This is a genomic window from Blattabacterium cuenoti (genome assembly GCF_014251735.1).
Taxonomy (GTDB): Bacteria; Bacteroidota; Bacteroidia; order Flavobacteriales; family Blattabacteriaceae; genus Blattabacterium; species Blattabacterium cuenoti_C.
This window is the reverse complement of the sequence record NZ_CP059197.1, coordinates 1-19,663: the sequence shown is the minus strand read 5'-3', so window position 1 is coordinate 19,663 and position 19,663 is coordinate 1. Positions and strand designations below refer to the sequence as shown.

The following is a 19,663-nucleotide window of genomic DNA, read 5'->3' as shown; positions in this document are numbered from 1 at the left end:
GTTATTATTAATTAGTTTCCTTATACTGTATAATATGGCTTAAATTTGAATCTTTTATTCCAATAAAAAAAGACCAAAAAGTAGTTTTTCCAATGGGAGACCAGTTAAAATTCATTTTAAAACTTCTTAAATCTCTGTAAAATATTATGTTAGCAAAAGTTATTCTTTTTTTTAAAAGATCATAATCTGCGTGAATCTCTATATCCCAATATTTGGTTAAACCTATAGATCCATTTATACTTAAATAAGTATTATTCAATGAATAAGGTTTATTATTATTGTTTTCATAATTTGAATTAAAATCAATTCTTAAATCCAATGGAATTGGATATTTTGCATAATGATCCTTATCGAAAAAAAAGCATTCATAAAGATTAATTCCTTTTTTTTCATCCAATAATTTCATTTGATTTTTTATCAAGTGATAACGAAGTGACAAATCGAATTTGAATTTTTTTTTATCCAAAAAAATTGATTTGCAATTTTCTTTTTCATAGAAATCTATTCTTCCTTCATATTTTATTCCTAAATATTTCGTAAAATCGGTATATCCCGTAAAATATAAGTTTTCCCATTTCAATAATTCTTCCTCAAAGATATAGGATGATCTCATTTGAAATGATTCAAGTATTTTTATTTTTTCATATTCTCTATTATTTTTGATTTTTAATTCCAAATTATTATCTATGGTTAGATGTATTCTTTTTTTAATAGGGTTTTTATTCTCATGATGAATAAAAATAGGGAAATTTGATCCAAAATTGAAAGACAAGATCGGTTCCATTTTATATCTCAATAAGAAATACTTTTTCTTCATTATAAGTATCCTTTCCATAGAAGGAAATAATATATCCATGGATAGATCTATTGTTTGAAATAAAGATTTACAAGAAAAAAAATACCATGTATAAGATCCTTTATAATGAATTTTTGGAGAAATTTTTAAATAAGGATAATAATGAACAGGGAAATAGGTAGATAAGTTTATCGTATTATTGATTTCAGTTTGAATATCTATTTTTTTTTCTATTTTATTTGGATAGATAGAATTATATGCCAAAACTTGATAATCCATCATGAATTGACGTAAAAACGGATTTTTATTTATAATAAAAGGTCTTTTTCGAATGGAAAGATTAATTTTTGGAACTTTTAAATGCATCTCCCCTTTATGGATATTTTGAATCATATAAGCCTCCATACTTAAAAAAGATTCTTGAAATTTTTTTCTTACGCTAAGATTAGAAATATTTACTTCATGATTTATGAATGAATTTGTTTTTGTAGTAAATTTATTATGATAATTTATATCTGCATTAAATTTTATTTTAGAATTGGATTTAATATCTTGATCATGTTTCCATTTTAATTGATAATCAAAATCTTTTTTGGATACGGATTGATAATCAAAAAAAATGGATCCATTATCTCCAGATTTTAATTTATATTCCACTTCTGTCTTTAATTTCCATTTGTCAATTCCATACATAGAACCGTTAATTATACAATTGAAATAATTGGAAATAGGAAAAAAAATTCCTATGTTTTCTATGTAAATTTTCTTGTTCTTAATTCCAAACCGAGGAAAATGAATTCCATAAGAAGAAGATATCCCATCATGGATATATAAAAATGGAAATACTATAGGAATTGGAACTTGATATAAATAAAAAAAGACAGGTCCAGTTAGAATAGACTTTTTTTTATGAAAATATTTCAAATAATTGGTTTTCAAATAAAAGTCTGGATTTATATCCTTTTTTTCTATAAATAGTGGATCTGCGGTATATATTACTTTTTCCATTAAACTGTAATTATTTTCTTCCTTTATACTATTGGCTATAATTACGTGATCTTTTTCTTGGATATATATTTCCTTAGCATTCCATTTTTTTTCACCTAAATCTAGATGAAAAAATCTGTAAACAGAATACTTTCTATCTCCTTTTTGGAGATAAATTGGATGGTTTTTTTTTCCTGTAGCGTATATATATCCCTTTTTCCAATTAAACTCTATCCTATCTGCTTCAATTTTTGTATCAATATATTCTATCAAAGCATTTCCATTTAAATAAGATTTTCCTTGTTCTATATTATGTTCTTGAATATCAGAATGATATTTGACTATATTTAAATACTTATCCTTATCAAACTTCTCTATTTTTGATTCAGAAAAGGATATAGAATTCTTATTTTCCTCTTTTGCATAACTAAAAATAGGGAATAAAAAAAATAAAAATATTATAGTCCTAGGCAACTGAATTAAATTTCTTAAATAATAACTATATCATAAAAAGCCTTTTTTCTTTTCCCTTTTCAATTATATTCTTTATATCCTTCTTGTTTTAAATTTATCCGCACACAAACCTAATATCTCTAATAGAGTAATATGAAATACGGGATGATATTTTCTTGGTGATATTTCACACATAGGTTCTAGAGCGAATCTACGAAAATGTAATAAAGGATGTGGAATAGTTAAAACCGAACTGTGCATTATAAGATGATCGTAAAACAAAATATCTATATCTATTTCTCTATCCTTATACTTTTTTTTTTCATCAAAATCATTTTGATCCGTAATAGATTTATATTTTCTTCCGAATATCAATTCAATATGATATATTTTTTCTAAAATTTCCATGGGAGAATACAAAGTTTTTATATGTAAAGCTCTATTATAAAAAGTGGATGTATTTTTACTCATATTCCAAGCTTCACTTTCAAAATAAGAGGATTTTTTAATTACTTTTCCTATTTCTTTAGAAATTAATACCAAGGAATCTTCTAAATACTTTTTTTTATTATCCTTATTGCTTCCTTGCAACAAGAAAATATCATGTTCTTTCAACAAATAAAATTCGTTTTTTAGTAATATACTGAAAAACTGCATTTTTAATGAAGTTATTTTTTTATTTAAATTAAGCGAATATTTTTATAAAAAAATATCAATGGGTTTAGTTGACTTTATGAAGAATCTATTTACTCAAGAAATAGCCATAGATTTAGGTACGGCGAATACTCTTATCATGCATAACAATAAGGTGATTGTAGATTTACCTTCTATAATTGCCATAGATGTAAGAACTAAAAAAGTGTTAGCAGTAGGAGAAGAAGCCAAACAAATGCAAGGGAAAACGCATGATAATATTAAGATTTATAAGCCGTTAAAAGATGGGGTTATTGCAGATTACCAAGTTGCAGAGTTGATGATAAGAGAATTTATTCAAAAAGTTCCAGGTATCAATAAAAAATTGTTTACCCCATCTCTAACTATGGTCATTTGTATTCCATCCGGGATTACGGAAGTAGAAAAAAGAGCCGTAAAAGATTCAGCACAACATCTTAATGCAAAAGAAGTATATTTAATTGAAGAACCTATGGCAGCAGCTATTGGTTCTGGAATTTCGGTAACTAAAGCTGAAGGAAATATGATTATTGATATTGGTGGGGGAACTACAGAATGTGGAGTGATAGCTTTAGGTGGAATTGTTTGTCAAAAATCTATTAAAATAGCTGGAGATGTTTTTACTAATGATATAGCTTATTTTCTTCGTACTAAATATAATTTATACATAGGAGAAAGAACTGCAGAAAAAATTAAAATAGATATAGGTTCAGCTATAGAAACTATTGAAAACCCTCCGGAAGATATTCATATACAAGGAAGAGATCTTCCTACAGGAAAACCTAAAGAAATGAATATTTCTTATAAAGAAACTATTCCTGCACTGGATAAATCTATTTTACGCATTGAAGATGCAGTTATGGAAACGCTTTCTCGAACACCTCCAGAACTTGCTGCAGATATTTACAAAACAGGTATATATATGGCAGGTGGAGGTTCTCTTTTAAGAGGTTTAGATAAAAGAATTTCTAAAAAAACGGGTCTTTCTGTTTCTTTAGTAGAGGATCCTTTGAGAGCTGTAGTGAAAGGAACGGGTGTCGCTTTAAAAAATATTGATAAATTTACATTTTTAATGAAATAGAATAAGGGGGGTTTATATTATGCGTGAACTTTTGAATTTTTTTTTAAAATGGCGTTTTTTTATTTTTTTCATTTTTTTAGAATCCTCAGCTCTTTTTCTTTCTTTTTCAAAAAATAATTTTCCAATCTATACAGGATCTTCTAGCTTTCTTCTTGGAAAGATTTATGAAACTATTTATCGATTACGTAGTTATTTTTTATTAGAAATTGAAAATCAAAAACTTATAAAAGAAAATATCAGATTGCGTCATGCGTCTATTTATTCTAAAATAAAAAAAACAACTAAAGATTTTAAAGAAGAAAATGTAGAATATTTACAACAGTATATTTATACTCCTGTAAAAATTATCAATAATAGCATTCATGAACAGGAAAATTATATAACTATTAATAAAGGAAGTTTAGATGGGATAAAAATAGATATGGGGATAATTTTATCTGATGGAATTGCAGGAATTATTATAAAAACATCTCCACATTTTAGTATTGCTATTTCTCTTTTGAATCCAAAAATTAAAGTGAATGCGAGGTTGAGGAAAAACAAATATTTTGGAACGGTTAGTTGGGATGGATTGGACCATGAACATGTTGTTTTATATGATATTCCTAGACATTCCGTTTTTTCTAAGGGAGATATTGTAGAAACAGATGGAAAATCAGCTACTTTTCCTGAGGGAATCCCTATAGGAAAAGTTTCTTCTTATAGATTTGATGAAGAACACGCCAATTATGTTATAACAGTTAAACTTTTTTCCAATTTTTCAACCATAGAAAATGCTTATGTAGTAAAAAATTTATTTAAGAAAGAATGGAATAATATTCAACTTTATAAAGTTGAACATAAATAATGAATTCTATCAAAAGTTTCCTTGTACACGTTTTTTACATTTTTATTCTTTGCTTAATTCAAATATCTATATTAAATCCTATATTTTTTGGATGGTATACTTATATATATATACTTTTTATATTTATTTATTCATATCATGGGAATAGATTTTTATTTTTATTGTTGTCTTTTATAATAGGTTGTATTATAGATAATTGCATGAATACAGGAGGGGATCATGCTTTTTCCACGACACTTTCTGCTTTTTTTAGATTAAGATTTTTACAATTTTTTGACGGAAAAAATTACATTAATAAAAGTGATTTTTCTATTTATGAATTGCCATTTATTAGAAAAATGCTTTACATATTTTCATTAGTTATAATACATCATTTTTCTTTGTTTATATTAGAAATATTTAAAGTCGCTCATTTTAATAAAATTATTTTATTGAGAACTATATTTAGCAGTATTTTTACAACTATTTTATGTATTATATATTTTTTCTTTATAAAAATTAAACATTGAAAAAATTATACATATTTTATATTCTCCTAAGTTCTATAGGTTTAATTTTTATAATCAGGTTATTTTATATACAGATATATACTGAAAAGTATATTTTAAATGCATTTAATACTTCTATAAAACAAGAAATTATTATCCCTGAAAGAGGATCTATTTTTGATAGAAATAATAATCTATTAGTGTTCAATAAATCTATTTATGAGTTAATAGTGGTTCCTATGCTTATAGATGAACATTTTAATATCATAGAATTTTGTAATCTTCTAGGAATAGAAAAAGATACTTTTTACAAAAATTTAGAAAAAGCAAAAGCTTATTCCAAATATTTACCATCTGTTTTTCTTCCTTTTATTTCAAAAGAAAAATTTGCTACTATACAAGAAAAACTTTACAAGTATAAGGGATTTGATTGGACAAAACGTTCTCTTAGAGATTACAAAGTAGAAAGTTCCGCCAATATTTTAGGATATATAGGAGAAGTGACCCAAAAAGATATTAAGAAGGAATCCAATTATTATCAAATGGGAGATTTTATAGGTTGGGCTGGAGTAGAAAAATCTTATGAAAAGATTTTAAGAGGAAAAAAAGGAGTTAAATATTGGATTATAGATAGAAATGGATGCATTATAGGAAGTTATAACAACAAAAAAAATAATGTAAAAGCCATTAGTGGGAATGATATTTCTTTAACTATTGATTGGAAATTACAAGATTATGCAGAAAAACTTATGTATCAAAAAAAAGGAGGAATAGTTGCTATTAATCCTAAAAATGGAGAAATTTTATCTTTAGTTTCTAGTCCTATTAATAATCCTAATTTATTTGTAGGAATTCATCGTTCTAAAGAATTTATAAAATTAATTAAAAATACAATAGATTATCCATTATTAGATAGAACGACACAAGCTCGTTATCCTCCAGCTTCTCCATTTAAATTATTGACGGAATTGGCTGGTCTTCAAATGGGAGTAGTAGATAAAAACACTACTTTTGTATGCTATAAGGGATTTAGATACGGAAAAAAAAGAATTCATTGTCATTCTGGAATTCATGGATTACCTATAGGAGTAGAAACGGCTGTAGCTGTATCTTGTAATAATTATTTTGCACAAGTTTATAAACGTGTAATTGAAAAATATCCAAAAAATTTAACAAAAGGGGTAAATGAATGGAGTGACATTATTAAAAGTTTTGGATTTGGAAATTATTTCTATAATGATTTAGCTACGGGAGAAAAAGGGGTGATTCCATCTGGCGATTATTATAATAAAAAATATGGATATACCAAATGGAATGCTCTTACCATTATTTCAAATAGTATTGGTCAAGGGGAAATAAATGTTACTCCTATTCAATTAGCTAATATGGTTTGTGCTATAGCAAATAAAGGTTTTTTTTATACTCCACATATTGTAAAGTCTATTAATCATCAACCGATTTATAATCCTAATTATACTGTTGCTAAACATACTAAAGTAAAAAGTAAGTATTTCAATTTAATTATTAGTGGAATGGAAAAAGTTTTTATAATTGGAACTGGAAAAAGTTTTAGATCTTCGGATATTAGAATGGCTGGAAAAACGGGAACTGCACAAAATTTTCTTAAAGTTAATCAAAAGATGGTTTCTCTACCTGATCATTCTATTTTCATTTTATTTGCTCCTGTAGAAGACCCTAAAATAGCTATTTCAGTTATCATAGAAAATGGAGGATTTGGATCTCGTTGGGCTGGACCTATAGCTAGTCTTATTGCAGAAAAATATATTAAAAATCAAGTACAAAGGAAAAGTCTTGAGAAAATAATAATGACTTCAGGGCTACAAAAAGTATACGATTTCATAGCAAAAATGAAAGGGTATACTACTACTAATATAAATAAATAATACAAAAAACTATATTGATAAAAAGAAATAAAACATTACTAAGAAATATAGACTGGTATATTGTTCTTCTTTATGTTTTCATGACTTTTTTTGGATGTATGAACCTTTATTCTGTTTCTTCTGAAAAAGCAGAAAAACAGTTAATATGGATTATATTAAGTTTTATTTGCATATTTATAGTTTTTTTATTTAAACCTATACATTATAAATATTTTTCTCCTTATTTTTTCTTATTTACGTTAATTCTTTTAATTGGAGTATTCTTTTTCGGAAAAAATGTAAATGGATCAAAATCTTGGTATGTTTTTGGCCCCATTAGTTTTCAACCTTCTGAATTATCCAAGATATCGACATCTTTGATGATAGCTCATCTTATGAATCAAGAAGATTTTCAAAAAAATAAAAAAATATTATTATATATATTTATAATATTAATATTACCTGCTGTTTTAATTCTTATTCAACCAGATCCAGGTTCATCTATAGTTTTTTCCTCTTTTGTTCTTACTTTGTATAGAGAAGGATTGTCTATTTTTTTTATACTTTATGTATTTATCTTAATTTTTTTGTTCATTCTTTCACTGAATATATCACCTTGTATCCTGACTTCTTTCTTATTTTTAATTTTATTATCAATTTTTATTATAAAAAAAAAAAGATCCATAAATGATTTATTTTTTTACCTTTTGTTTTTTATCAGTTTTTCTACTTTTGTTTTTATTTCTCCACTTTTTTATCAAAAATTTTTGAAAAAACATCATAAGGATAGAATTAATATCCTATTTCAAAATGAATTTGATAGAAAATATAGAGAAAACGTAGGATATAATCTTCTTTATTCCAAAACAGCAATTGGTTCTGGAAAACTTTTTGGAAAAGGATATCAAAAAGGAACCATTACAAAAGGCAAATTTGTGCCTGAACAACATACAGATTATATTTTTTGCACGGTAGGAGAAGAATGGGGTTTTATAGGAAGTGTAATCTTAATTATAATTTATTTATTATTTATTAGTCGTATATACTTTTTATCTGAAAGACAAAAAGATCCTTTTGGAAGAATTTTTGGATATTCAGTAGGAAATATTCTTTTCATACATATTCTTATCAATTTAGGTATGGTGATGGGGTTATTTCCAACAATAGGGATTGTTTTACCTTTTTTCAGTTACGGTGGATCTTCTCTTTGGTCTTTTACCGTTTTATTATTTATTTTTATTCGATTAGACGTTTCAAATCAAACTAGTTTGTTATAAATGGCATTAGCATTTAATCATGAGAAAGTATTCATGATATTATTTTTAATAAAATTTGTTTATATTAGTAAATTATTATAGGGGCTGATTTCGGAATAGACAGCAAGATTACTGACAAAGGAAAGCATATCGTGTTACGTAAGGTGTTACACGTAAATACTGCGTTACAAACATATATAAATGGCGAAAAACAATACGCTTTTGCTGCTTAATGAGATCATATCATTATCGCTTAATCTGTGAAACAGAAGCAAAATATCTCTCAGAAATCATCCTTATAGTTTCTGATATAGAGATACTCAAAATATAAGGATAAGAAAACGGATGATTCTTAAGTTTTCCAATTAAATTTTGAATCTATGATTAGATGAGTATTCCAAAGGACGATTCTAATCTGAAAAAAATAGACTTTGGATAAATATGTAGAACCCCTTTTTCGTACTTGTTTGGACGCGGGTTCGAATCCCGCCAGCTCCACTTTTCATCAAAAAAAAACATGATTAATTTTTGAATTGTATTGTGAGTTCTGTTTCTTTCACAAACAACAAAAAAATACAATTTTTTTTCTGTAGTATTCTTTCAGGAATTTTATTAGGATTAGGATGGCCTACTTATGGAAATCCTTTGTGTTTATTCATCGCTTTTGTTCCTTTATTATATATAGAAGAATACTTAAGTCCTTATTCTTCCAAAAAAATTTTTTTATGGTCATTTATCACTTTTTTTACGTGGAACGCTCTGTCCACATGGTGGTTATCTTATGCTAAAAGACCTAATGGAGATTTTGCAATAATAGAGGCCTATTTGACTCCTGTTATACTTAATGCTTTTTTTATGTCTATGGCATTTGCCATTTATTCGTATATAAAAAAAAATGTAGAAGATCCAAATATAGGATATCTATTTTTAGTTTGTATATGGATTTCGTTTGAAAAAATGCATTTAGAATGGGAGCTTTCTTGGCCTTGGTTAAATCTAGGAAATGGTTTTTCTAATCATCCAGAATGGATTCAATGGTATGAATATACGGGAATTTTAGGAGGGACTCTATGGATATGGTGTGTCAATATAGGATTCATAAAATCCATTACTAAATATCAAAAAGATAATAATAAACTCACTTTATATAAAAATATCTTTATTAATATAGGAAAAATATTTTTACTTATTTTGATTTCAAACTATTTATATTTAAAATGTGAGGAATGGAAAGGAAAAGAGGAAACTGCAGATGTTTTTATTTTACAACCAAATATTGATCCATATCACCAAAAATATAAAATTTCAACGGACAAATTGATCATAAAATTGAAAAAATTGATCGACAAGAAAATTCTTTCTGGGAAGAAAACTTTTATTATAGCCCCTGAAACGGTATTGCCCGGATATGGTCATAAAATTTACATGGATCATCTAACTAAAGATAGCTTAATTTCTACATTTAGAAATCATCTAAAAAAAAAATATCCAAAAACTGTATTTATTACAGGTATAGAATTATATACTTTATACTATAATAAGGAAAATATTAGTAAAACATCTACTCCAATTTTTATGGAAAAGGAAAAAATGATCCAATGGTTGGATATATTCAATTCTGTAATACAAATCGGAATATCTAATGAAAATATTGAGATTCATCACAAATCTAAATTGGTTCCAGCTGTAGAAACTTTTCCTTACAAAAAAATTCTTTTTCCCATATTAGGAAATATCTTGCTTAATTTTGGAGGTTCTGTAATGGAACATGGGAAACAGAAGGATCCTATTGTGTTTATGCATCCTGATTTAGGAATCAAGGTTGCTCCTATTATTTGCTATGAATCTATATTTGGAGAATATGTTTCTGAATTTTTCAAAAAAAATGCAGAATTTATGATCATCATTACTAATGATGGTTGGTGGGGGGTTTCACAAGGTTATAAGCAACACCTGTATTATGCACGTCTTAGAGCAATTGAAAATAGAAAATATATCGCTAGGTCTGCCAATACAGGAGTGTCTTGTATCATTGATGAAAAAGGACAAATCCTTTCTTCCATTCCTTATGGAATGGAAGGTGTATTATCCTCAAAAATTCGTCTGAATAGAAAAAAAACTTTTTATATAAAATATGGAGATTATCTTGCTAAAATTAGTATTATTACTTCTATAATAATTTTTATATATACAATAATATATCGTAAAATAACGTAAATATTACTTTTTTATCTCTTGATAAGATTTTCCTATATAATTTAGAATGTCTCCAGCTATTATAGATTCTTCATTTAATTCTATAGAAGCTAAATCTCCGGATAATCCATGTAAATAGACACCCATAAGACAAGATTCTTTTGGAGAGTATCCTTGAGCCAATAAACCTGTAATCATTCCGGTAAGAACATCTCCACTACCTGCGGTGGACATTCCTGGATTTCCGGTACTATTAAAATATAGGTCTCCATTTGGAGTAGCAATGACTGTATGTGCTCCTTTTAATACAATGTAAAAAGTATGTTTATGGGCTAATTTTTTTAAATTATCCAATTTTTGATAATCATTTTTCCATGGACCATTTAATCTATGAAATTCCTTGGGATGTGGAGTAAGAATAGTATTTTTAGGAATCAAATTTAATATGTTTAATTTATCGGATAGGATATTTATAGCATCGGCATCTATGACTATAGGAATTTCCTTTTTGTTATTATTAAGAAAGAAAGATTCTAAAGCATATGCGGTTATAGGATTTTTTCCCATTCCCATTCCTATTCCTATAGCATTAACAGGAAAATCGTTAGGAATATGACTTATAAAATTATCTCTTAAATCTGTATTGACTATTGCTTCCGGAATAATGTTTTGTATGATTGAATATCCACAACGTGGAACATATACACTTAATTTTCCTATTCCAATTCGAAAACTCCCTTTTGCAGAAAGTACCATAGATCCAATCATTCCATAATGCCCTCCAATAAGAAGTCCATGACCATAATTTCCTTTATGAGAAAATTTTTTTCTTTTTTTATATATAGAACGGATACATTTTTTATCTAGATAAAAGTTTTTTACAGGAAAATTATTTATATATTGATCTTTCCATCCAATATTCAATAAATTCCATTTTCCAACATAATCCGCATAGTCTGGAAAAAAAAAAGGTAATTTTGGAACTTGGAAAGTTAATGTATGATCAGCTTTAATAATAACTTCCAAATCTTCATCTTCTCTATTTTTTTCCATAAAAATTCCAGAAGGAACGTCTATAGAAATAACAGATGTAAATTTTTTATCATTGATAAAATGAAAAAATGATTTCCAATATTTATTTATAGAACGGTTCAATCCTATTCCAAAAATAGCATCAATAAGTATACTATTTCTATTGAAAAATGGAAAAGGGTCTCCTTCATTAATTTTTTTCAATTCTATTCCATATTTGAATATTTTATTTTTATTTATGATAAATTCTGGAGATAAATGATTAGAAATATAAAGGATATATACAGTAATCTCAACTCCATGTTGAGATAACATTCTAGTCAAAGCCAGACCATCTCCTCCATTTTTTCCATTTCCTGCTAAAACTATCACTTTATGAAGCGTCTGGAAGTGATTCATTATCCAATAAAAACAACTTTTTGCTGCTCTTTCCATTAATTCTATAGAAGAAATATCTTCGTTATCAATACAATATTGATCTATTTTTTTAATTTGATTTAATGAAAGAATTTTCATTTTTTAAAATGAATTTATTATTTTTGATTTTGTTATTTGTTTGATTAAACAAAAATAATATAAATTTAGATGGCCGAGTATAATTTGACCCTTCCAGCAATGGGGGAAAGTATAGCTGAGGCTACCATCATTCGTTGGTTAAAAAACGAAGGAGATTCTATAAAGAAAGAAGATATTTTAGTGGAAATTGCTACGGATAAGGTAGATTCTGAAATTTCTTCTCCTGTAAATGGAATATTGAAAAAAAAATTGTTTGCTGCAAATGAAGTGGCTAAGGTAGGAAGCTCTATAGCTATTCTGGAAACAGAAGAAACATTCAAAATATTTCCTGAAGAGGATGTTTATGCAGAAAAATCTCCATGTAAACGTTTCTATTCTCCTCTTGTACGTACGATTGCTCATAGGGAAGGAATTAGTTCATCTGAATTGGATACTATAGAAGGGACCGGATATAAAAATCGTGTAACCAAAAAGGACATTCTGAAATATATTCATTTGAAGAAAAAAACTAGAATAATATATCCTAATTATGCATTATTAACCTCCTATAACAGTCATAATCATGAGGAAATCGTAGAAATGGATAGAATGCGTAAGATTACGGCTTCTCATATGATTGAAAGCAAAAATATATCTGCACATGTAACTTCATTTGTGGAAGCTGATGTGACAAATATTGTCAAATGGAGAGATAAAATAAAAGATTCTTTCCAAAAAAATACAGGAGAAAAATTAACCTTAATGTCCGTTTTTGTAGAATGTGTAGTTAAAGCTATAAAAGATCTTCCAATGATCAATATTTCTGTTAATGGAACTAATATTATAAAAAAGAGAAATATTCATATAGGATTAGCTACAGCATTACCTGATGGTAATTTAATTGTTCCTGTGATTAAACATGCAGATTCATATAGTTTAGGAGGATTAATAAAAATTATTAATGATTTAATCAAAAGAGCTAGGTCTAATCAATTAAAACCTGAAGAAACTCAAGGAGGAACTTATACCATCAGTAATATTGGAAGTTTTGGAAATTTATTTGGAACTCCTATTATACATCAACCACAAGTGGCTATTATGGCAATAGGTTTAATCCAAAAAAAATTATCGATAATAGAAACTCCAGAGGGAGATTTTATTGGGATAAGACATAAAATTTATTTATCTCATTCTTATGATCATAGAGTAATCGATGGAGTTTTGGGAGGAGGTTTTGCTAAAAAAGTAGCATTATATTTAGAAAAATTTAATTGTTATACAAAAATAATATGAAAGTAAGTTTTGATGTATTAATAGAAATTCCTAAAGGAAGTAGAAATAAATATGAATTTGATAAGAAAAATAATCTAATTCGTTTAGATAGAGTCTTATATTCTCCTATGAGTTATCCAACAGACTATGGTTTTATTCCAAATACTCTATCAAAAGATGGAGATCCATTAGATGTCTTAGTGTTCTTAACAGAACCTACAATACCAGGTTGTTTAATTACAGTAAAACCCATTGGAGTTTTTTTTATGACTGATGAAAAATGTGAAGATGAGAAAATTATCGGTGTTCCTATTGCTGATCCAAACTATAATACAATTAACAATATCGATGAAATATCATTTCATGTTAAAAAAGAAATTGAACATTTTTTTCTCGTGTATAAAGATCTAGAAAATAAAAAAGTAAAAATTGGAGATTGGAAGAATCAAGAGGAAGCTATTTCTGTTTATAAAGAATCTTATTTGAGATATAAAAATTTTTCTACGAAAGGATAAATTTTATAAATGTAATTCTTTTAATTTTTCCTTTTTTAAAAAATAAGGAGTGTTGACCATTGTATCTTTTCCAGAATTATTTTTTGGAAATGCAATAAAATCTTTAATATTTTCTTTTCCTTCTAAAATAGCTATTAATCTATCTAATCCAAAGGCAATTCCTCCATGAGGAGGAGTCCCATATTCAAAAGCTTTGGTGAAAAAACCAAATTCTGATTCTATGTCTTTTATAGAAAACCCCAAATGTTTAAATATTGAATTCTGTATGTTTTTATTATGAATACGTATAGAACCACCTCCAATTTCCATTCCATTAATGATCAATTCGTAGGATTTTGAGCGAATATATCCTGGATTTTTATTATCCAATAAATGAATATCCTCTTTTATTGGACTAGTAAAAGGATGATGAAAAGATTTATATCGTTTGGATTCTTCATCCCATTCCAAAAGCGGTAAATTTATAATCCATACAGGTTTAAATACTTTAGGATTTTTTAAATTTAAATGATGAGCCATTTCTATACGCAATTTACTTAATTTTGCTCTGGTATTTCTTTCTATTCCACAAATTATGAACAGTAAATCACCAGGTCTTGCTTTAAAATGTTTTATAAGTTTCATTAAATTTTCATGACTTAATAATTTTTTTGAAGAAAGTATTGTCTTATCCGTAAAGAATTTTATCCAAAATATTTCTTCATGGTTTATTTTTGGTTCTTTTACACCTTCTATAATTGAATGAATTTGATCACATGTATAATGACTACATTTTGGAACGTTTATTCCTATTGTTAATTCCTTTTTTTTGAAAAATTCAATTCCTTTTTTGTGTACCCAATCATTGAGTTTCACAAATTCCATTCCGAAACGTAAATCAGGAGAATCTGTTCCGTACAGATTCATGGAATCGGAATGAGAAATGCATGTAAAAGATTCTAATTCAATATTTTTTATTTTTTTAAATATATGTTTGATAAAATTTTCAAAAAAAATCAAAATGTCATGAACATCTACAAAAGCCATCTCACAATCTATTTGCGTAAATTCTATTTGACGATCTGAACGAGCATCTTCATCTCGAAAACATTTTGCTATTTGAAAATATTTATCTATTCCTCCTATCATCAATAATTGTTTGAATAATTGAGGAGATTGAGGTAATGCATAAAACATTCCGGAATGTATCCTAGACGGAACCACAAAACTTCTAGCTCCTTCCGGAGTTTGATTTATCAATATAGGAGTTTCTATTTCTAAAAATCCGTTTTTAGAAAGAAAATTTCGTATTTCTAGAGAAATATCATGACGAAGGATCAAATTATTTTTTATAGGATTTCTTCGAATATCAAGATATCTATATGTCATCCGACATTCTTCATCTCCATCTGTTTGATCTTCTATAAGAAAAGGAAGAGAAATAGAAGAATTTAATATTTCTAGTCTAGAAACTAAAACTTCTATTTCTCCTGTAGGGATCTTTTGATTTATAGATTGTCTTTTTACTACTTTTCCACTAACTTTAATGACGAATTCTTTTTTTAATTCTATTTTATTGATTTTATTTTTTGAAAAAATAAGTTGTATAATTCCAAAAAAATCTCTAAGATCTATAAAAATTAAAGAACCTAAATTTCTTATTTTTTGAATCCATCCAGATAAAATTACTTCTTTCCCAATATCATTTGTACACAATTCTCCACAATTATGTGTTCTATAACAGTGCATATCAACTATTTTTATGATTTTTAGTAAATAATTCTTCATAAGCTTCTACAAGATCTCCAGGTCTAAGATTATGGTAATCTTTGATTCCCAATCCACATTCATATCCTTTAGACACTTCTTTCACATCTTCTTTAAAACGTTTTAAAGAAGTAAACTCTCCATTATGAATGACAATCCCTTCCCTAATTAATCTTACTTTTGCTTGACGTAATAATTTGCCTTCTACTACCATACATCCAGCTATAGTTCCAGTTTTTGGAATTTTAAATATTTCTCTTATTTCTGCATTTCCTAATATCTTTTCTCTTATCTCAGGAGATAGCATTCCATCCATTGCTTCTTTTATATCATTGATCACATCATATATAATTGAATAAGTACGTATTTCTATATCCTCTTTTTTGGCTATATTTTTAGCTCCATGATTAGGACGAACATTAAATCCTATAATAATTGCATCAGAAGCACTAGCTAATAAAACATCAGACTCTGTTATTTGACCAACTCCTTTATATATAATATTTACCATAATGGTATTTATAGACAATTTTTGAAGTGCATCAGCTAGAGCTTCAACGGATCCATCTACATCACCCTTAAGAATTATTTTTAGTTCTTTAAAATCCCCTAATGCGATACGTCTACCTATTTCATCTAAAGTCAAATGCTTTTGAGCTCGTATGTTTTGTTCTCTTTGTAATTGTTCTCTTCTGGAAGCAATTTGTTTAGCTTCTTTTTCATCTTTAAAAACTTTGAATTTATCTCCAGCGGTAGGAGCTCCATTTAATCCAAGTATGGTAATAGGTTTAGAAGGTCCTGCTAATGAAATGGATTTTCCCCGTTCGTCTAAAATACTTTTTACTTTTCCATGATGGCTTCCTGCTAATACATAATCTCCCAATTTTAATGTTCCACCTTGTAAAAGCATAGTTGTGACATAACCTCTTCCTTTATCTAAAGAAGCTTCTATTACTGTACCTACAGCAGGTTTATTTGGATTTGCTTTTAAATCTAGTAATTCAGCCACTAAAAGAACTTTTTCTAATAATTTATCCACTCCTGTTCCTAATTTTGCGGATATTTCTTGGGAAGGATATTTTCCTCCCCATTCTTCAACTAAAAAATTTAAATTAGCCAATTGTTCTCGAATTTTTTCAGGTTGTGAATTTATCTTATCTATTTTATTAAGGACAAATATTATAGGAACATTTGCTGCTTGAGCATGACTAATAGCTTCTTTTGTTTGAGGCATAACTTGATCATCAGCGGCAATGACTATGATAGCTATGTCTGTGATCTGTGCACCTCTTGCACGCATTGCTGTAAAAGCTTCATGACCTGGAGTGTCTAAAAAAGTGATACTTTGATGATTAGGACATTCTACACTATAAGCGGCAATATGTTGAGTAATTCCACCAGCTTCTCCAGCAATTACATTAGTATTTCTAATATAATCTAATAAAGAAGTTTTTCCATGATCTACATGTCCCATTACAGTAATAATAGGAGGTCTTGGTTTTAGGTTTTCTTCTAAATCATCATCATCTTGCACTGCTTCTTCTAAGTCTAAACCAACAAATTCTACATTATATCCAAATTCATCTGCAACTAATGTTAGTATCTCTGCATCCAATCGTTGATTCATGGTTACCATAATGCCTAAAGACATACAGGAGACAATCACATCCGTTGCATTGACATTCATCATCGATGCTAATTCATTGACGGTGGTAAATTCAGCTACTTTAAGAACCTTATCTTGTTTTTTATTTTCTATTTCACTTTGTAGAATCCTTTTTTCTTTTTTAGATTGACGTTTTTCTTTTCTAATTTTTGAAGCTTTTGATTTTATTCCTTTTGAGGAAAGTTTTTCTAAAGTTTCTTTAATTTGTTTTTCAATTTGTTCATCTGTTATTCCTGATTTTTGTAAATTTTTCTTAGTTTTAGATTTTTCCACTTTATTATTCTCAGGATAGAAAGAATGTTTAAAAGAAATTCTTCTATCTTTATCCTGTTTTTTTCTCATAGAAGTATTCTTAATATCCTCGACAATAATTTCTTTTTTAATTCTTTTGCGTTTTTTTTTAATGTTATTTTCTTGTTTTGTTCTTTTTTTTTCAAATTGAGATAAATCAATCCTATCTCCTGTTAACATTACTCCATCTAGTTTTTGGTAAATAGTATCTATGTGTTCAGGTTTATCTTTATGTTGAATGGATTTTTCTGTTTTTTTATCTACAAAATATTTGATGTTCTTTTCTTTTATCGATTTTATAAAAGGTTTTCTTTCTTTATCCTTTTTTTTTTCTTTAGCATATCCTTTTGTTCCATATGTATTTTCTAATGTATCAATATCTATTTTTCCTATTTTTTTAAATCCAATTAAATTTTCTGATTTTGCACGAATAATTTGAGGAGGATGTTTTGATTTTAATAATTCTTCTTTTATTTTTTCTTTTTCTATTCTTTTTTGCAAAAAAGCTTTTTCTGAAGCATCTCGTATTTCTTTATAGGTTTGAAATTCTCGAACTAAAAATCTGTATACTTGTTCTTCTATTTTTGCATTAGGATTATTTTCTATTTCAATTCCTTTTTTTTGTAAAAAATTGACGACTCTTTGCAAAGAAATATTGAATTTAGTTAGTACTGTTTTTAATCTGATTTTATCAGTCATAAGAACAAAAATAAAAATTTAGGTAAAAAAAAATCATTTAATTATTATATATCTCCTCCTCAAATTCTTTTTTTAAAATTGAAACCACTTTATTTATAACTTTTTCTTCAAGATTCGTACGTTTACTTAGATCGTTATTTCTGTAATTTAAAACAGATTTTGCGGTATTTAAACCAACTTTGTGAAATCTTTCAATAACTTCCGGTTCTATTTCATCAGAAAACTCTGTTAATTCTACGTCATCTTCATAAGGAAAATCTCTAAATATGTGTATTTTATATCCAGTTAATTGGCTAGCTAATCGAATGTTTTGTCCACCCCTTCCAATTGCTTTAGATATTTCTTCCAATTTTACATATACATTTACATATTTGTGTTCTTCATTCACTTCCATCATAGAAACTTTAGCAGGACTTAGCGCCCTGGTTATATATAATTGTATATTAGTTGTGTAATTAATCACGTCTATATTTTCGTTTTTTAATTCTCTCACAATAGGATGAATCCTAGACCCTTTCATTCCTACGCAAGCACCAACTGGATCTATCCGATCATCATAGGATTCCACGGAAACTTTAGCTTTTTCTCCCGGAATGCGTGCTACTTTTTTTACTGTAATTAAACCTTCAGATACTTCTGGTATCTCTAATTTAAAAAGTTCTTCAAGAAAAGAATCATCTTTTCTAGTAAGAATTGCTAAAGGTTTATTGTCTTTCCAATCCACTCTTTTTACTAATGCTCTAACAGGATCTCCTTTGCGAAAAAAATCGTTTGGAATTTGTTCTTGTTTAGGCAAAACCATTTCATTTTGTTCTTCATCTCTCATAATAATTTGCTTAGGTAAAATGTGATATACTTCTACATTAATAATTTCCCCAATTTTGTTCTTGAATTTTTTATATGTATTGGTATTATCGTATTCATTTATTTTTGAAAGCAAGTTCTGTCTCAGAGATAAAATAGCTCTTCTTCCAAGGGATTGAAGTTCTACTTTTTCTGTTACTTCTTCTCCGATCTCAAAATCTATTTCTATTTGACGTGCTGTAGATAATTCTATTTCCTTATTAACATCTTTTACCGTGCCATCTTGAACCACTATACGATTTCTCCATATTTCTAAATCTCCTTGATCTGGATTTACAATAATATCATAATTTTTAGAAGAATCGTATTTCTTTCTTAACACACATCGTATGGATTCTTCTAAAATAGCCATTAGACTTACTCTATCTATGTTTTTTTCATCTTTAAAAACTGAAAAAGAATCTATTAAAGCTTCATTATCCAT

Annotated in this window: 14 protein-coding genes and 1 other RNA gene; 9 read left to right on the top strand and 6 right to left on the bottom strand. The window is 27.3% G+C overall.

The genetic code is table 11. The annotated features are described in order from the left end of the window. Positions 1 to 7: 7 nt before the first annotated feature. A complete protein-coding gene (locus H0H60_RS00075) occupies positions 8 to 2,257 on the bottom strand; it encodes a putative LPS assembly protein LptD (protein ID WP_238784902.1) in 2,250 nt (749 codons plus the stop codon). 72 nt (positions 2,258 to 2,329) lie between these two features. After that, positions 2,330 to 2,893 carry a 2-amino-4-hydroxy-6-hydroxymethyldihydropteridine diphosphokinase gene (folK, locus tag H0H60_RS00070; protein WP_185862708.1) on the bottom strand — a complete coding sequence of 188 codons (564 nt, stop codon included), beginning with the start codon at positions 2,891 to 2,893 and terminating at the stop codon, positions 2,330 to 2,332. 58 nt (positions 2,894 to 2,951) lie between these two features. Here folK and H0H60_RS00065 point away from each other — a divergent pair, with 58 nt between their 5' ends. From H0H60_RS00065 to lnt, 7 genes are all read left to right on the top strand, one after another. Beyond that, complete coding sequence (locus tag H0H60_RS00065) at positions 2,952 to 3,989, top strand: rod shape-determining protein (protein WP_185862707.1); 1,038 nt, start codon at positions 2,952 to 2,954, stop codon at positions 3,987 to 3,989. A gap of 19 nt (positions 3,990 to 4,008) precedes the next feature. Continuing rightward, on the top strand, positions 4,009 to 4,836 hold the full coding sequence (mreC, locus tag H0H60_RS00060; protein ID WP_185862706.1) for a rod shape-determining protein MreC: 828 nt from the start codon (positions 4,009 to 4,011) through the stop codon (positions 4,834 to 4,836). Positions 4,837 to 5,036: 200 nt separating this feature from the next. Beyond that, positions 5,037 to 5,345 (top strand): hypothetical protein, encoded by a 309-nt coding sequence (locus tag H0H60_RS03160; RefSeq protein WP_238784901.1) that lies wholly within the window; start codon positions 5,037 to 5,039, stop codon positions 5,343 to 5,345. Beyond that, positions 5,342 to 7,228, top strand: coding sequence for a penicillin-binding protein 2 (gene mrdA / locus H0H60_RS00050; protein ID WP_185862704.1), 1,887 nt, complete (start codon positions 5,342 to 5,344; stop codon positions 7,226 to 7,228). The genes H0H60_RS03160 and mrdA overlap by 4 nt, the downstream gene beginning before the upstream one ends. Before the next feature lie 14 nt (positions 7,229 to 7,242). Further along, positions 7,243 to 8,484 carry a rod shape-determining protein RodA gene (rodA, locus tag H0H60_RS00045; protein WP_185862703.1) on the top strand — a complete coding sequence of 414 codons (1,242 nt, stop codon included), beginning with the start codon at positions 7,243 to 7,245 and terminating at the stop codon, positions 8,482 to 8,484. Between the two features lie 80 nt (positions 8,485 to 8,564). Next, positions 8,565 to 8,964: a transfer-messenger RNA gene (gene ssrA / locus H0H60_RS00040) on the top strand. A 27-nt stretch (positions 8,965 to 8,991) separates the two neighbouring features. After that, positions 8,992 to 10,680 (top strand): apolipoprotein N-acyltransferase, encoded by a 1,689-nt coding sequence (gene lnt, locus H0H60_RS00035; protein WP_238784900.1) that lies wholly within the window; start codon positions 8,992 to 8,994, stop codon positions 10,678 to 10,680. Between the two features lie 3 nt (positions 10,681 to 10,683). Here lnt and H0H60_RS00030 read toward each other — a convergent pair whose 3' ends face one another. Continuing rightward, positions 10,684 to 12,207, bottom strand: coding sequence for an NAD(P)H-hydrate dehydratase (locus H0H60_RS00030; protein ID WP_185862702.1), 1,524 nt, complete (start codon positions 12,205 to 12,207; stop codon positions 10,684 to 10,686). Positions 12,208 to 12,276: 69 nt separating this feature from the next. Between H0H60_RS00030 and H0H60_RS00025 the strand changes: the two genes are divergently transcribed. Together H0H60_RS00025 and H0H60_RS00020 are read left to right on the top strand one after the other, a co-directional pair. Next, positions 12,277 to 13,479 carry a dihydrolipoamide acetyltransferase family protein gene (locus tag H0H60_RS00025; protein WP_185862701.1) on the top strand — a complete coding sequence of 401 codons (1,203 nt, stop codon included), beginning with the start codon at positions 12,277 to 12,279 and terminating at the stop codon, positions 13,477 to 13,479. Beyond that, on the top strand, positions 13,476 to 13,973 hold the full coding sequence (locus H0H60_RS00020) for an inorganic diphosphatase (protein WP_185862700.1): 498 nt from the start codon (positions 13,476 to 13,478) through the stop codon (positions 13,971 to 13,973). The genes H0H60_RS00025 and H0H60_RS00020 overlap by 4 nt, the downstream gene beginning before the upstream one ends. Before the next feature lie 3 nt (positions 13,974 to 13,976). Here H0H60_RS00020 and aspS read toward each other — a convergent pair whose 3' ends face one another. The 3 genes from aspS to nusA are packed head-to-tail and all read right to left on the bottom strand — an operon-like array spanning position 13,977 to position 19,663. Further along, positions 13,977 to 15,701, bottom strand: coding sequence for an aspartate--tRNA ligase (aspS, locus tag H0H60_RS00015; RefSeq protein ID WP_185862699.1), 1,725 nt, complete (start codon positions 15,699 to 15,701; stop codon positions 13,977 to 13,979). Position 15,702: 1 nt separating this feature from the next. Continuing rightward, positions 15,703 to 18,375: a translation initiation factor IF-2 gene (gene infB, locus H0H60_RS00010; protein ID WP_185862698.1), complete on the bottom strand. Its 2,673-nt coding sequence runs from the start codon at positions 18,373 to 18,375 to the stop codon at positions 15,703 to 15,705. Positions 18,376 to 18,412: 37 nt separating this feature from the next. Continuing rightward, the gene (nusA, locus tag H0H60_RS00005; protein ID WP_194295616.1) at positions 18,413 to 19,663 is read right to left on the bottom strand and encodes a transcription termination factor NusA; all 1,251 of its coding nucleotides are present in this window, start codon (positions 19,661 to 19,663) and stop codon (positions 18,413 to 18,415) included.

Coding starts and splice junctions, on each gene's coding strand:
- H0H60_RS00020 (WP_185862700.1), top strand. CDS start 13,476: ATGAAAGTAAGTTTTGATGTATTAATAGAAATTCCTAAAGGAAGTAGA.
- nusA (WP_194295616.1), bottom strand. CDS start 19,663: ATGGATAATGAAGCTTTAATAGATTCTTTTTCAGTTTTTAAAGATGAA.
- H0H60_RS00025 (WP_185862701.1), top strand. CDS start 12,277: ATGGCCGAGTATAATTTGACCCTTCCAGCAATGGGGGAAAGTATAGCT.
- H0H60_RS03160 (WP_238784901.1), top strand. CDS start 5,037: ATGAATACAGGAGGGGATCATGCTTTTTCCACGACACTTTCTGCTTTT.
- mreC (WP_185862706.1), top strand. CDS start 4,009: ATGCGTGAACTTTTGAATTTTTTTTTAAAATGGCGTTTTTTTATTTTT.
- H0H60_RS00030 (WP_185862702.1), bottom strand. CDS start 12,207: ATGAAAATTCTTTCATTAAATCAAATTAAAAAAATAGATCAATATTGT.
- folK (WP_185862708.1), bottom strand. CDS start 2,893: ATGCAGTTTTTCAGTATATTACTAAAAAACGAATTTTATTTGTTGAAA.
- aspS (WP_185862699.1), bottom strand. CDS start 15,701: ATGCACTGTTATAGAACACATAATTGTGGAGAATTGTGTACAAATGAT.
- infB (WP_185862698.1), bottom strand. CDS start 18,375: ATGACTGATAAAATCAGATTAAAAACAGTACTAACTAAATTCAATATT.
- H0H60_RS00065 (WP_185862707.1), top strand. CDS start 2,952: ATGGGTTTAGTTGACTTTATGAAGAATCTATTTACTCAAGAAATAGCC.